13 protein-coding genes are annotated in these 13,407 nt (G+C 62.8%); 4 read left to right on the forward strand and 9 right to left on the reverse strand.

The window, feature by feature from the left end:
* Positions 1-65: 65 nt before the first annotated feature.
* Together C2L65_RS23910 and C2L65_RS23915 are read right to left on the reverse strand one after the other, a co-directional pair.
* Positions 66-1,385 (reverse strand): MFS transporter, encoded by a 1,320-nt coding sequence (locus C2L65_RS23910; protein WP_042308905.1) that lies wholly within the window; start codon positions 1,383-1,385, stop codon positions 66-68.
* 146 nt (positions 1,386-1,531) lie between these two features.
* On the reverse strand, positions 1,532-2,587 hold the full coding sequence (locus C2L65_RS23915) for a beta-keto acid cleavage family enzyme (protein ID WP_042308908.1): 1,056 nt from the start codon (positions 2,585-2,587) through the stop codon (positions 1,532-1,534).
* A 206-nt stretch (positions 2,588-2,793) separates the two neighbouring features.
* Here C2L65_RS23915 and C2L65_RS23920 point away from each other — a divergent pair, with 206 nt between their 5' ends.
* The 3 genes from C2L65_RS23920 to phaC all read left to right on the forward strand — a co-directional run bounded on the left by C2L65_RS23920 (position 2,794) and on the right by phaC (position 6,302).
* Entirely contained in the window at positions 2,794-3,795 is a 1,002-nt protein-coding gene (locus tag C2L65_RS23920) for an AraC family transcriptional regulator (protein WP_042308910.1), read from the forward strand.
* Positions 3,796-4,073: 278 nt separating this feature from the next.
* Positions 4,074-4,544 carry a MaoC family dehydratase gene (locus tag C2L65_RS23925; RefSeq protein WP_042308912.1) on the forward strand — a complete coding sequence of 157 codons (471 nt, stop codon included), beginning with the start codon at positions 4,074-4,076 and terminating at the stop codon, positions 4,542-4,544.
* A 15-nt stretch (positions 4,545-4,559) separates the two neighbouring features.
* Positions 4,560-6,302 carry a class I poly(R)-hydroxyalkanoic acid synthase gene (gene phaC / locus C2L65_RS23930; protein WP_042308913.1) on the forward strand — a complete coding sequence of 581 codons (1,743 nt, stop codon included), beginning with the start codon at positions 4,560-4,562 and terminating at the stop codon, positions 6,300-6,302.
* A 155-nt stretch (positions 6,303-6,457) separates the two neighbouring features.
* On the opposite strand, the gene C2L65_RS23935 is transcribed toward phaC, so the two are convergent.
* The 6 genes from C2L65_RS23935 to C2L65_RS23960 all read right to left on the reverse strand — a co-directional run bounded on the left by C2L65_RS23935 (position 6,458) and on the right by C2L65_RS23960 (position 10,679).
* Positions 6,458-8,269 (reverse strand): ABC transporter transmembrane domain-containing protein, encoded by a 1,812-nt coding sequence (locus C2L65_RS23935; protein WP_042308915.1) that lies wholly within the window; start codon positions 8,267-8,269, stop codon positions 6,458-6,460.
* Between the two features lie 93 nt (positions 8,270-8,362).
* Positions 8,363-8,614: a hypothetical protein gene (locus tag C2L65_RS23940; RefSeq protein WP_081921006.1), complete on the reverse strand. Its 252-nt coding sequence runs from the start codon at positions 8,612-8,614 to the stop codon at positions 8,363-8,365.
* A 27-nt stretch (positions 8,615-8,641) separates the two neighbouring features.
* Positions 8,642-8,938, reverse strand: a complete 297-nt coding sequence (locus C2L65_RS23945) for a 4Fe-4S dicluster domain-containing protein (RefSeq protein ID WP_042308916.1) — start codon at positions 8,936-8,938, stop codon at positions 8,642-8,644.
* The gene (locus tag C2L65_RS23950) at positions 8,935-9,249 is read right to left on the reverse strand and encodes a hypothetical protein (RefSeq protein ID WP_042308918.1); all 315 of its coding nucleotides are present in this window, start codon (positions 9,247-9,249) and stop codon (positions 8,935-8,937) included. Before C2L65_RS23950 ends, C2L65_RS23945 begins: the two co-directional genes overlap by 4 nt.
* A gap of 16 nt (positions 9,250-9,265) precedes the next feature.
* On the reverse strand, positions 9,266-9,844 hold the full coding sequence (locus C2L65_RS23955; RefSeq protein WP_042308920.1) for an RNA polymerase sigma factor: 579 nt from the start codon (positions 9,842-9,844) through the stop codon (positions 9,266-9,268).
* Between the two features lie 190 nt (positions 9,845-10,034).
* Positions 10,035-10,679, reverse strand: a complete 645-nt coding sequence (locus tag C2L65_RS23960) for a glutathione S-transferase family protein (RefSeq protein ID WP_042308922.1) — start codon at positions 10,677-10,679, stop codon at positions 10,035-10,037.
* A gap of 295 nt (positions 10,680-10,974) precedes the next feature.
* Here C2L65_RS23960 and C2L65_RS23965 point away from each other — a divergent pair, with 295 nt between their 5' ends.
* Positions 10,975-12,465 carry an HdeD family acid-resistance protein gene (locus tag C2L65_RS23965; RefSeq protein WP_042308924.1) on the forward strand — a complete coding sequence of 497 codons (1,491 nt, stop codon included), beginning with the start codon at positions 10,975-10,977 and terminating at the stop codon, positions 12,463-12,465.
* 82 nt (positions 12,466-12,547) lie between these two features.
* Here C2L65_RS23965 and C2L65_RS23970 read toward each other — a convergent pair whose 3' ends face one another.
* The gene (locus tag C2L65_RS23970; RefSeq protein ID WP_042308926.1) at positions 12,548-13,387 is read right to left on the reverse strand and encodes an isocitrate lyase/PEP mutase family protein; all 840 of its coding nucleotides are present in this window, start codon (positions 13,385-13,387) and stop codon (positions 12,548-12,550) included.
* Positions 13,388-13,407: the final 20 nt, after the last annotated feature.

The following is a 13,407-nucleotide window of genomic DNA, read 5'->3' on the forward strand; positions in this document are numbered from 1 at the left end:
TATCCATTACTCAACTGCGAATTAGTTTTGGCGCGCGGCGTAACGCACGCGCTGCCATCGGTCAATCAGTGTGCGGCCTCTTCGCGCAGCGTATTCAGGCGATCGAGATCGCTCGCGTAATTCCGCTTGCCGATAAAGAACGCGATAGCTGCAATGAGCGGCGCAAACGGCACGAGTTGCAATGCACCAAGCAGTCCGAGCCGGTCGGCAACCAGGCCCGTGAGCACGGCGGCGGGTGCCAGACCCAGCAAGTTGTTCGCGAGCGTCAGGGTCGCAAACGCCGATGCGTGAATCGACGGCGGCGTGAGGTTGGCCACCATCGCACCCGACGGGCCGCTCGCCCCTGCGCAGAAGAACATTCCCACGCCAATCACGATCAGTTGCAACGGACCCGCAGGCATGCGAAAGCCGATCACGAGCAGGGTGAAGCACGCCAGGCAGAAGGCAATCGCGGCGCTCCACTTCCGTTCGCGTCCACTCTTGCTGAGCCGGTCGGCGAGACTGCCGCACACCACCATGCCAAGGCCCGTCACCAGCACGAACACTGCCGCGCTCGTCGCGGCCTTGCCGATGGGCATGCCGTAGTAGCGATTCAGGAAACTCGGCATCCACGCCCACACAGCGGCGGGAACCAGCAGATGGACCCCGCTGCCGACATAGGCGCACACGACGGACTTCGTCGAGAACAGCCCCTTCATCAGCGCGCGCAGGCTCATCCGCACACCGAGCCCTTCCGCCTTGTTCAGGCTTGCCGGCTGCAGCAGCGCGAGACGCTTTTCGGTAACGACGAGCCGGTAGACGATCACCAGCACGATCCCCATCGCCGCCATCGCGCCAAACGCCATGCGCCAGCCCATCTGGGCCGCAACCGCGCCGCCCAGGGCCATGCCCAGCACTGAGCCGAACGCCCCGCCCGCCATGAACGTGCCCGTCAGCGTGGAGCGCAGCCGTGCGGGGAAAATGCTCAGGACCACTGCGATCCCGACACTGCCGTAGGCAGCTTCGCCGATACCGACGAACGCCCGCGCCAGCAGCATCTCGCCATAGTTCGTCGAGATCGCGCAGCCCAGCGTCGCGAGACTCCACATCGCAGCCATCAGGACGATGCTCTTCACGCGCCCCCAGCGGTCGGCAAGCACCGACAGCGGAAAGGTGAGCACGCCGACCATCAGCGCGACCACGCTGCTCAGCGAACCCAGCCGGGTATCGGACAGGCCCCATGTGGCCTTGAGCAGCGGAAACACGGCGTTCAGCACCTGCCGCGACATGTAGTCGGAGAGCAGCAGCCCGACCGTCAGGGCAAATACGATCCAGGCATAGCCGCGTACGTCCGCCTGTGTGACGGGTACATTGCCCGCCGTGGGTTCGGCATGCTGCATGAGCATGATGTGTCTCCTCTGTCCCGCTTGATAGCGGCCGTCTTTGCCCGCAGGGCACAGCGACCGCTTATGGATATCGCAACTCGCTCCCCGGCGCTAACCGGGGAGTCCCGCCTTTTACGACAATCGACGCCTCACCTGCACGCCCACCGTCACGCCGCGCGCAGCGGCAGGTTCCTGACGCCCGTCTCGCGGTTCGGCGCCATGCCGTTAGCCGCGAGCGTCTCATCGGCCGTCTCGTACTGCACGCCGATGCGGTAGATCTCACGTGCTTCCTTGCCGGTGGCAATTTCGCGTCCGAGTTCGCGCGCGACCCGCACGCACTGCTCGATCTGCTGCACCGACGTGAAGCGATTGCCGTGCTGGTCGATGATCGTGTCTTCGATACCGCAGCGAGGATGCAGGCCCATCGACATTGCCATCATGTTGAACGGCAACACGTTCTTGAGCAACGACTCGGCAGTCAGCGTGCAGCCATCCGGCGCGCGATGCACGAAATTGAAGAAATTGAACGGGTTCGGGCCGTCGAAGCCGCCACCGATGCCGATCCACGTCAGGTTCAGCGGCCCCTTGTAGACGCCCTTGCGCACGAGGCGCTCGAGCGTTTCAAGAGCGTGGATGCCCGTCAGCTGGAAGTGCGGCTGAATGCCCGAGGCCTGCAGGCGGCGCAGATGTTCCTCGACCCATGCCGGGCCCGCCGGCACGGTCATCTCGCTGTAGGCAGCCATGAACGCCGGATTGGACAGCGACGTGCCCGCCAGGTATTCCGGATAGAGCAACTCCATGATGTTCATTTGCGTCGTGTTGATCGCGACCGTCACCTGGTCCGGCTTCGGGTCGAGATCGGCCAGCATGTGACGCGTATCGTCGGAGAGCCACTTCGCGGCCTGTCCGTCGTTTTCCGGTGCAAACGATATCGAACCGCCCACCTGGATGATCATGTCGGGCACGGCGGCGCGCACACCCGCGATGAGTTCGTTGAACTTCGACAGGCGCTTCGAGCCCTTGCCGTCCAGTTCGCGCACGTGCAGGTGAAGCACGGTGGCGCCGGCGTTGTAGCAGTCGACGGCCTTCTGGATCTGCTGGTCCATCGTCACCGGAATGTCTTCCGGGAAGTCAGCCGGCATCCATTCCGGACCATACGGGGCGGTGGTGATAACGACCTTGTCCTGGTTCTCCGGGTGGAGCGAATCGTCGAGAAACTGCATCTTTGATCTCCGATGTGGGGTGATGGCCTTCCGGTGTCGCGTCGTATCAGCGAAAACACCAGAACCGATATCCGCACAGTACGGGAATCACGCGCTACACTTTTGTGATTGGGCGCCATTGTTTTAGCGTTGCATGCCACTCCGTGAAAACACCTAGCCTGTTGCAGGCGCGAGCTGGCCGCCTACACGTTCAAACGGGAGTAGCGATGGAAACGATGCTGCGGTCGGTAGCGATGGGCGGCTATTTCGATGTGACACGGCGGCTCGGACTGAACCCGTTCGAGCTCGTGCAGCAGGTCGGGATCGATGCGGCAGCGCTCGCCAATCCCGACGATCGCGTGCCGGCCGCCGCCTGCTGCCGCCTCATCGAACTGACGGCCGATATGGCGTCTTGCCCGACCTTCGCCCTGCAAATGGCGGAAACCCGCCAGAAGTTCGGGACGGGCGTGGTCAATATCCTGCTCGCCCACAAACGCACATTGCGCGAGGTGCTGCTCGCCGCCGCCGAATACCGGCATCTGCTCAACGAAGCGCTGGCGGTCTACGTCGAGAACGCGGGCGACACGGTCACGATCAGGGAGGAACTCGTCGTTGAACCGGGTACCCCGACAAAGCAGGCGATCGAGCTGGCGGTGGCCGTCCTCGCGCGCCACGCCAGCGCTCTGCTCAGCGACCACTGGAAGCCGCGCACTGTCCATTTTGTTCATGCCGGACCCGCCGACCTGACGTTTCATCGACGCTTCTTCGGCTGTCAAATGCAGTTCGGAAGCGACTTCAACGGCTTCGTCTGTGCGGCGGCGGATCTCGACTACCCGAATCCTGCCGCTGATCCAGAACTGGTGCGATACGCCGAAAGCCTCGCCACGCCGATGAACGCGGCGAGTGACGACTCCGCCGCGCTCGAAGTGCGCAAGGCGATTTACCTGCTGCTACCGCTCGAGCAAGCCACGGTCGAACTGGTTTCGCGGCAGCTGGGTCTGAGCGTACGCACCATGCAGCGGCAGCTTGAATCGGCGGAGACCAGCTTCTCGACGCTCGTCGAGGAAGTGCGGCGCGAACTGGCCGTGCGCTATATGAGCAATCCACGTTATCCGATCGGCCGGGTCTCAGCGCTGCTGGGCTATTCGCAACAGGGCTCGTTCACGAAGTGGTTCACTTCGCAATTTCGTATGACGCCGCGTGACTGGCGAAACAGCCGGTCGAAATGACGATACCGCCGACCCGGTCATCACCCGCGTCGGTTTCCACCCGGAGCATTGATCTCGACGCACTGGCGCACGCCAGCGCGCGACGATCCCGCTTTGCCATGATGGCCAGCATGGCCTGCTTTGTCACTGCAACGGCAGGTTTGGACACGGGCATCGACAGACCATGACAGTACGATAGCAGGCACGACAAACCGCTCGGACTAACCGAACGATGCAGCTCCATGACGTGCCGAGACACGATGAAGGTGGGGAATGCACGCCGGCAACTGGATAAACGCATGAACGACCTGAACGGTTACGACTACGAAGACCTGCAACCTGGCATGAGCGCCAGCTTTGCCAAGACCATCACCGAGGCCGACATTCTGTTGTTCGCTGGTGCGTCGGGCGACATGAACGCGGTTCACATCAACGAGCAATTTGCGCAGACGACACCCTTCAAGGGGCGCATCGCGCACGGCATGCTCACCGCGAGCATCATCTCCGCGACCATCGCCGGCCGGTTGCCGGGTCCGGGCACCATCTACCTTGGGCAGAATCTTCGATTCAAGGCTCCCGTACGCCCAGGCGACACAGTACACGCAGAAGTGACCATCAAGGAACTGATTCCGGAAAAACGCCGCGTGGTGATGTCGACGATCTGCACGGTCGGCGGCAAGGTAGTGATAGAAGGCGACGCGCTCGTCATGCCCACTTCGCGCGACGATCTGGGCAAGACATCCGCGGAACTTTCAGTGAATAAAAGGTAATGGTCGGGATTTGATATGAAGATGTTATTTAGCATGCCGGATGAGTTTTCTACAGGCTGGCTCGATGCCAGCTTCAGTTTCTGGCGAGGGCTGCCGCTAACCGACGGTCCCGACGTGACCGTGACGGACGCCGATGGCAACGAGATCCATCCCGTCGCATCCGGCGCGCGAAACATCATGATGCGTGCCAGCACCCGATACTGGCAACAGCAAGCAGAGCTTTGGAACAGCGCCTTGACTCGCGTGCTCGGCGCACAGCCGGGCGGGAAGCCGGTCGTGGAGCCAACGCGTGGCGACCGGCGCTTTCATGCCGAAGAATGGTCCGAAAATGGCTGGTTTGGCTTTCTGAAGGAAAACTATCTGATCAACGCGCAGATGCTCGAAGACATGACCGAGGCAAGCGCGTTGAATGAGAAGGAAAAACAGAAACTCCGTTTTTACATGCGGCAGTTCATCGACCTGGCGAGCCCTTCGAATTTTGCCGCGACCAATCCCGAAGTGATCCGGCGTGCGCTCGAAACCAGCGGGAGCAGTCTGCTGGCGGGCCTCACGCATCTGCTGGAGGACATGAAGCAAGGCACCATTTCGATTACCGATCAGAGCGCATTCGAAGTGGGCCGCAGCGTCGCGGTGTCCGAAGGGTCGGTGGTATTCGAGAACGATCTGTTCCAGCTGATCCAGTACGCGCCGCTCACGCCAACGGTCGCGCAGCGCCCGCTGGTGATCGTCCCGCCTTGCATCAACAAGTTCTACATTCTGGACCTGCAGCCTCAGAACTCCTTTGTGCGCTTCGCCAATGAACAGGGTCTCACCGTGTTCATGGTGTCCTGGCGCAATGCAGATGCACAGACGGCGAATACCCGCTGGGACGATTACCTCGAACACGGTGTGATGAAGGCCATCGAAGTGACGCGCGCCATCAGTCGCGCCGACAAGGTCAATGCATTGGGCTGGTGCGTCGGCGGTACGATGCTGTCGTCCGCACTCGCGGTGATGCGCGCCAATGGCGACGAGTCGGTATCCAGCGTGACCTTGCTGACAGCGTTGCTCGACTTCAGCGAACCGGGTGACCTTGGCGTATTCGTCGACGAAGCGGGTGTGTCGATGCGCGAGCAGACAATCGGACGCGGTGGGCTGTATCCCGGACGTGAGCTCGGCTTCACCTTTCAGACGTTACGCGCGAACGATCTGATCTGGCCGTACGTCGTGAACAATTATCTGAAAGGGAAGACGCCTGCCGCATTCGATCTGCTGTACTGGAACGCGGACACGACGAATCTTCCCGGGCCGATGTATAGCTGGTATCTGCGCAACATGTACCTGGAGAACAATCTCCGCGTGCCCGGCAAGCTCACGATGTGCGGCACGCCCGTCGATCTCAAGCGCATCGACATGCCCAGCTATCTGCTTGCAACGCAGGAGGATCACATCGTTCCATGGCAATCCGCGTGGCGCTCGACACAACTGCTAGGCGGTAAGGTCGAATTCGTGCTGGGCGCTAGCGGGCATATCGCTGGCGTCGTCAATCCCGCTTCGAAGAACAAGCGCAGCTATTGGACGAGCGACGAGTCTGCCAGCGAAGCCGATGCATGGCTGACGTCTGCCGAAGAACAGCCGGGTAGCTGGTGGAATCATTGGATCGTTTGGCTTAAGCAGCATGCGGGTGAGCAGGTGAAAGCGCGCAAGGTGCTGGGCAACGCGAAACACAAGCCGATCGAACCGGCGCCTGGCAGGTATGTGAAGGTGCGGGCGGACTAGAGTCGTCGCACCCGGCTACGGTGACGATTGCATGAAGTGGACGGGAGCGTCGCAATCAGACGCGTCCCGCTATGCTGCTGTACTTGCGGCGATCAGAATGGAGAACTGTTCGCGGGCGAGTGCAGCCGACGGCTGTGCAAGTTCGCCTGACCGGCTCACTGCAATCCAACGTGAGCGCGCAAGACGTCACGCTCCACACTCTTCCCATGCAGTTCACCAAACTGCAGTGCCGCAAGCTGCGCATAAAGCGGCGAACTCTGTAGAAGCTCTGCGTGACGGCCTTGCGCGACAATGCGGCCCTGGTCCAGAACAACGATACGATCCGCTTGCTGCACAGTAGCAAGCCGATGCGCGATGACAAGCGTAGTGCGGTTCAGCGCGGCATTGTCCAGCGCCGTTTGCACGAGCCGTTCGCTCGCGGCATCGAGTGCGCTGGTCGCTTCGTCGAGCAGCAGGATGGGCGGGTTCTTGAGAATCGCGCGCGCAATCGCAAGGCGCTGACGCTGTCCGCCGGACAGTCGCACACCGCGCTCCCCCAGGAACGTGTCATACCCTTGCGGCAGTTCTTCGATAAAACCAGCGGCAGCCGCCATCCCGGCGGCGCGCTGAACTTGCGCGAGCGTTGCGTCGGGCATCCCGTAGCGGATGTTGTCGAGCACGCTGCCCGAAAAGATCACCGATTCCTGCAACACCACGCCAATCGCCTTGCGCAACGACGCGAGCGATACCTGATTCGTCGACACACCGTTGATCAGTATGTCGCCGGACTGCGGTTCGTAAAAGCGCAAGAGCAGTTGAAACAGCGTTGTCTTGCCCGCGCCAGACGGCCCGACCAGCGCGACATGCTCACCCGGACGCACATCGAGCGAGAAGCCTGAGAGCGCGGCGATGCCGGGACGCGACGGGTAGGAGAAGCTGACGTCGTGAAAGCGGATGCCGTCTCCATGCGCCGGAAGCGGCACGGTCGTCCCGGCCTCCTCCACTGGCGAACGCGCGGCCAGCAGTTGCAGTAGCCGTTCCGTTGCGCCTGCAGCCCGCTGCAGATCGCCCCACACTTCGGCGACGGCGCCCACCGCACCCGCCGTGAAAACCGCATACAGGATGAACTGGGACAGCTGACCCGCTGTCATCTGTCCAGCGAGTACCGCCTGTGCGCCCAGCCAGAGCACGAACACGACGGCGGCGAACACGAACACGATCACCACTGCCGTCAGCGACGCGCGCGCACGAATGCGTGTGAGCGCTGTGTCGAAGGCCAGTTCCACAGCGCTACCGAAGCGCTTCGCCTCATAGGTCTCCTGCGTGTACGACTGCACGGTCGGCATTGCATTGAGCACTTCACCCGCCAGCGCGCTGGCGTTCGCGATCTTGTCCTGGCTCGCGCGCGAAAGCCGCCGCACGCGCCGCCCGAAGATCACGATGGGCGCGACCACCACGACCAGCGTCGCGATGATGTAGCCGGACAGCACGGGGCTCGTGGTGATCAGCATCGCAATGCCGCCAACGGCCAGCAGCACATTGCGCAGTCCAAGCGACAGGCTCGTGCCAACCACGGTCTGGATCAGCGTCGTGTCGGTGGTGAGCCGCGACAGCACCTCGCCCGTCTGCGTAGTCTCGAAGAATTGCGGGCTCATCCGCATCACGTGGTCGTAGACGGCCCGCCGCAAATCGGCCGTAACCCGTTCGCCGAGCCACGACACCCAATAGAAGCGCAGCGCCGTCGCGGCGGCGAGAATCAGCGAAACGATGAACAGCGCGATGAAGTAGCGATCGATATGCGTGCGGTCGCCGCTCGCGAAGCCACGGTCGATCAGGTACTTGAACGCCACGGGCAGCGCCAGCGTCGCGCCCGCCGACGTCAGGAGCGCCAGGAACGCGAGCGCCCAGCGCCTCGCATAAGGACGCAGGAACGGCAGCAGGGCAAAAAGCGGAGCGACGCGTAGCGTGCGCGCGGGGGTATCGGGCATGGAGATGTCTGGGTGGATGGGCGACAGATCGATTATGTCAGCCCGTGGATCAGGACGTTCGCGGCACGGTTTGTCGTCGGTTCGTCTTTGTCGCTAGAGCAGATTATCGTCTTCCCTCGTCAGCGCGTCGCCGTCGTGTTTTCGTTCGAGACGCGTCGTGGCTTCCAGCAGATGCACGCCGGCGGGCGTCAGCATCGGACGACGCCATCCGCCAACGCGCGGCTCGATAGAAATGAGCCGGTAATCCAGCAGGGTATCGAGTTCGACACGCGTCGTATCGATCTGATCGGGTGCGCTGCGCACGAGCATCAGCGTAGCCAGTTCATGTGGACTGAGCATGGTCATTTCTCAACCTCGATGTGAAACGGCTGTTCAGCGCATCCTGACGAGCGTGATGGCGTGCTCGGGACACGCCGACACACAATGGCCGCATGCGCGGCACGCGTCCGCACGCGGCGCGTAGGCGACCTTCATCCCATGCACGCGCAGCTTGAAGCGTTGTAATGGGCGGAGTGCCTGGTAATCGGCTGCATCGATGCGGCGGATGTCGAATACGTTTTCAGGGCAAACAACCGCGCAATCCGCCTTACCTTCGCAGCGCGCGAAATCGACCTTTGGGACGATCACGCCGGGCGGCTGTTTGCAGGCCGAAGTGGCATTGCGTGTCATGTGCCCGCTCCCTCGTTCTGGCGCGAAGCCGACGTGGGGTCGTTGCGCAGCCGCTCACGCTCTTGCTCCGTCATCTGTTGCCAGTGACGCCATTGCCGGGCTTTGTAGCAGCCGCCATGTCCCCGGAATCCACCGAAAAGAATACGGCACAGAACGAGCAGACCGATCGCACGCGGATAGTCGATTGCATGCGCATCGATCACGAGGGTCGGGATGATCCAGTTCCATAGCCTCATGACGATCCAGCCCAGCAGCGCAATGATCAGCACGAGCATCAGCGCCTTGGCGAAAATTTTGCGGCGGAACTTCATTCCATTCTCCTTGGGTTCATATCTCGAAGTCGTCGTAGGACGATCGCAGGCGTTCGCGCAGATGCAGGACCGCGTAACGCTTGCGCGCGAGCAGCGTGTTGACGCCGACACCCGTCGCGGCCGCCATCTCCTTGAAGCTGCGGCCGTCCAGTTCGTGAGCGATGAACACCTCGCGCTGGTTCGCGGGCAACTCGTCGAGCGCGACGCGCAAGGTGTCGAGCAGCGCCGCGCGTGCGTAAGCGGCCTCGGGTCCGGCATCGGCTGAGGGCAGCGTCAGGTCCAGGCGGTAATCGCCATCGGCTTCTTCAGCATTGGTGGCATCGGGCAGCGGCACTTCCTTCTTCTTGCGGAAGCGGTCGATGATCCGGTTTCTCGCGACGCGAAACAGCCACGCGCCGACCTGCTCAACGGGGTCCGGCAGCCGCCAGGCCTCGACGAGTTCTTCGAAGACGTCCTGAAGGATGTCGTCGGCTTCGTCCTGATCGATGACGCGGCGGCGGATGAAATTGCGCAGCCTCGGACGCTCGCGGGCGACCGCATCGGCGATTTCGCGGTCCTGCTCGGTCATCGTGCTCGGGGCGTTTGGCGGTTCCATACCCGTGATGACGATCCGCGAAGAAAAATATTGTGACGCGAGTGACTGACTCGCGAAATTTGTTTGCGAGCGAGCACGCTTAGGGTGAAGTGTCGAGAGAGTTGGACGCCGCGAGAACCGCAATCGGCATGGCAAGCTGAGGTTTTGCGGCGAAGGTGACGTTGAACTCGCCCTAGCCGACGATGACGCTCTATCCCGCCTCGACCCGCGCGCAGTACGCATCGATGGTCCGCTTCCACGCGGGCCGGGCCAGGCACCGATCCCGATACGACGCGACACCCGGATACGGCGCGATCAACCGCTCGTCCTTGATGCCCGAGGAGAGCACGTGCGTCATCAAAATGTCGGCGACGGTGAAACCGTCTGTCGCGACGAAGTCGCGGTTTGCCAACCAGCGCTCGAGGTTCGTCAGCACCCGGTTCGCCCAGCCGACCAGAAATTCGCGGTGCTTGCCGCAGCTGCCATCCGCCGTCCAGTCGAGCACCATCAGACCGAGCAACGGTGGCTCGACCGTGTTCATCGCGGCGAAGCTCCAGCGCATCACCTGCGCTTCGCCGGCGCGGTCGCTGGGAATCAGGCGGCCCGACTTCTTCGCCAGGTAGGCGACGATCGCGGCGGATTCGGACACCACCAAACCGTCGTCGTCGATCGACGGGATCTGTTCGAAGGGGCTGAGCCGGCGATAGGCTTCCGTGTTCAGATCGTGTGCGGGGTGGTCCATGCCAGCCAGCTCGAACGGCAACTGCATCTCTTCGAGCGCCCACAGCACGCGCAGGTCGCGGGTATGGCCGCGTGCGACAGCGTTGACCTTCGAAAAGCCGTAGACCTTGAGCATGGTGACGTTCCTTCGTTAAAACTGCCCGGCTGCAAAGGGTACCGGCATTCTAACGCCGGCGACACGCACGCTCGCTACGCCGGAGGGAACGTAAAAATTCACCGCTTATCGTCACACAAAACACGCGCTGCAGCACTCAGCCTGCATCGCGCCAACCGTTTCTCATATCTCACAGAATCGCACTATGATGCGTTGTGTTGCCCGTCACGCGGCATAGCCCAAGACGCCCGCGGCAAGCGCAGTCCAACTGGTCTCCCGGCCTGTATCAATCGGGAAATGCAGCAAGGATGAAATCATGGTCCGTCTCGCGATGATTCTTCTTGGTGTCGACTATCTCCGCGTCCGCTGGCGCGAACTGCTGATAGTCGGTTGCCTGAGTGTCGTGCTCGGTGTGACGATTTTCTGCGATGCGCTCGACGGCGCACTGTGGTTCCCCATCATGCCGTTTGCCGCCCTGCTGCTGCTCGAGGGCGTCGCGACGGTATGCGTCGCATGGACGGGCATGGGCGGCCAGCGCACCCTGCGCTACGTGAAAGGGATCACGTTCATTCTGTCCGCAGCCCTCGTGCTGGTCGGCGGGGAGCACGGCAACTTTATTCTGTCGATGATCTTCGGCACGCTGTTTCTCGTGGACGGCGCATTGCAAATCATCGCGGCCAGAGTGGTCCGCTACCGGAAGTGGAAAATTGCAGCCGCAGGCGGTGGGCTGGAGGTTGCGATTGCAATCTTCTTCTATCAGCCCTACCCCGATCACTATGCGGGCACCGTTGCGTACTGCGTGGCATTCGGCTTGCTGTTTGGCGGCTGGAACATGATCCTGCTCGCCATGCGCGTCAGGCGAATGGCGGTCAATCCCGCCGTCGCCGATGAGAAACCCACTGCACAAGCAACGGCCGCCATGACGGACACACGCGTCGAACCGAAGCGCCCGCTGCCGGACTCATTCGACGGTCCGCCCGAACCGCACGAGCACGTGCTGACCGTACACGTCTGGACGCCCGTTGGGACAGTCAAAGCCGAAGCGCGGCGGCAGCCGATCGTCGACCGCTACATCGCCGCCGTCGACAGGAACGGCTCGATCTCGACGGGGCACGCCGCGCTCGAAACGGCCGAAGGCATCTATATCAGCCTGTACCCGGCGGTTGAAATCGAGAGGTCGCCGGAGGAATTCTCGCGGATCCTGCGCGCGACACGCGACAACGATGTGCCCGGTGTGTTCCAGCCGGACTACGCGACGGAATCGGCAGCATGGTGCCCGTCGACGCGGCAAATCCGCATCCGAAACTACGATCCGGAGCGTCTCGCACGATTCTGGGCCGAGTATCGTCGCGATACGACCTATAACCTCACGTACCGCAATTGTTCGAGCACGGTCGCGAAAGCGCTGGAAGCGGCGATCGAGGGCGCATCGGTGCGTGCGTGGGGAAAGCGCAGCGGCTGGAAGCCGTTCCTGCGCGTGGCGACCACGCCCGAACTCTGGGTCGCGGCACAGGTCAGAAAACGCTCGGCGACGATGGCATGGACGCCCGGCCTCACGCTCGACTACGCACGCGCGCTCAGCATGCTGGCGGACCCGCGCCCCTCCGGATGGGTGAAGATGGCACGCCTCGCGCTGCAGACGATGTACGCATCGCGCCAGCGCTGGCGTGCGGAAAAAGCGGCCGCATCGAATATCTATGATACGGACGTCGCCGGTCGGGACTCGGGTTCTGAAGACAGCCTGGAGCCGCCCTGGCAGCCGGCAACCGATCAGCATTACCCCGCGAAACGCCCGGACGCTTCGTAACGCGGGCCCATGCCGTTCGCGCGAATCGCCGTCGTGCCGTTCTGCCCGGTTGCGAATGGATCGCGCCACGCGCAACGCTGCGTCAATCGGGCTTGCGCACGGCCGCAAACAGGTCGGTGACCTCTTTCATCGTCGCTGCTTCGCTCGTGTACGTGAACGTACCGCGCCCGAGCATCTCATTGGCGGCGCGCAGCAACGCGCCCAGCGCCGCGCGCGCAAGCGCCCCGCCGACGCTGATCCGCTTCACGCCCATCTGCGCGAGATCGTCGACGGAAAACGGCATGCCCGCCATGCCCATCAGCACATTGACGGGCCGGTCGACGGAACTGACGACGGCGGCAATATCCTCGCGCGTTTTCAGGCCCGGCGCGTAGAGCACGTCGGCGCCCGCTTCCTGGAAAGCCTGCAGGCGGCGGATCGTATCGGCGAGATCGGCGCGCCCGTTCAGATAGTTCTCCGCGCGCGCCGTCAGCGTGAACGGAAACGGCAGCGAGCGGGCGGCTTCCACGGCGGCGCGTACGCGCTCGACGGCGAGTTCGTGTGCATAGATGGGATCGCCGGCACGGCCCGTCGCGTCCTCGATCGATCCGCCGACGACGCCCGCCGCAGCCGCCTGGCGTATCGTCTCGGCTGCATCTTCAGGCGTGTCGCCGAAGCCGTTTTCGAGGTCCGCGCTGACGGGCAGATCCGTCGACGGCGCGAGTTCGGCAAGATGCCGGATCATCTGCTCGCGGCCGACGGCGTTGTCCGGCAAGCCCAGCGTGAACGCGTAGCCGGCGCTCGTGGTCGCCAGCGCCTTGAAGCCGAGCGCTTCAAGCAGGCGCGCAGAGCCGATATCCCACGGATTGGGAATGATGAACGGCACGCTGGCCTCGTGAAGCGCGCGAAACGCCCGCGCCTTGTCTGCTTGTGTTGTTGTCATGGCGGCTCCATCAGTCGCGC

This window comes from Paraburkholderia terrae, assembly GCF_002902925.1.
In the GTDB taxonomy this organism is placed as follows: domain Bacteria; phylum Pseudomonadota; class Gammaproteobacteria; order Burkholderiales; family Burkholderiaceae; genus Paraburkholderia; species Paraburkholderia terrae.